Raw genomic sequence first — 658 nt, 5'->3', positions numbered from 1 at the left:
TTTATCTAGCGGTAAATCTATTAACAGTGCGGCTGACGATGCGGCTGGATTAGCTATCGCTACTCGTATGCGTGCGAAAGAAGGCGGATTAAACGTCGGAGCTCGTAACACACAAGACGCTATGTCTGCTCTACGTACTGGTGACGCTGCTTTAGGCTCAATTTCTAACATCTTACTTCGTATGCGTGATCTTGCTACACAAGCTGCTAGTGGTACGAATAACGCAAAAGATACTGCTTCTTTAAATAAAGAGTATGAACAATTAAAAGGTGAAATTGATCATATCGCTGGAAAAACTAACTTTAACGGCAATGCATTCCTAGACAAAGCTGATCCTACTAATCCAGGTAAAGATATTACGATTCAACTTTCTGATGCGGCAAACGATACACTTGTTATTGAAGCTATCGATACAAAGGCACTTACAAGTGGAACCTTATCAACTTTAGCAGACGTAGCTGGTGCAACAACTGAAATGGGTAAAATTGATACTGCTATTCAAGCTGTCGCTGACGCCCGAGCAACTTTCGGTTCTCAATTAAATCGTTTAGACCATAACTTAAACAACGTAACTAGCCAAGCTACTAACATGGCTTCTGCTGCTTCTCAAATCGAAGACGCTGACATGGCAAAAGAAATGTCTGAAATGACTAAGTTC

The 658-nt window shown here is 41.2% G+C and carries 1 protein-coding gene; it reads left to right on the top strand.

Going from position 1 to position 658, the window contains the following annotated elements; all coding sequences use genetic code 11:
- The coding region (locus tag ACTFO4_RS30325) for a flagellin N-terminal helical domain-containing protein (protein WP_440014678.1) at window positions 1-658 on the top strand (658 nt) is incomplete at both ends.

The sequence above is a fragment of the Bacillus cereus group sp. MYBKT14-1 genome, from assembly GCF_051915185.1.
GTDB lineage: Bacteria > Bacillota > Bacilli > Bacillales > Bacillaceae_G > Bacillus_A > Bacillus_A cereus.
Note: the sequence above shows the minus strand (reverse complement) of the source record. Positions and strands in the feature narration are given on the sequence as shown.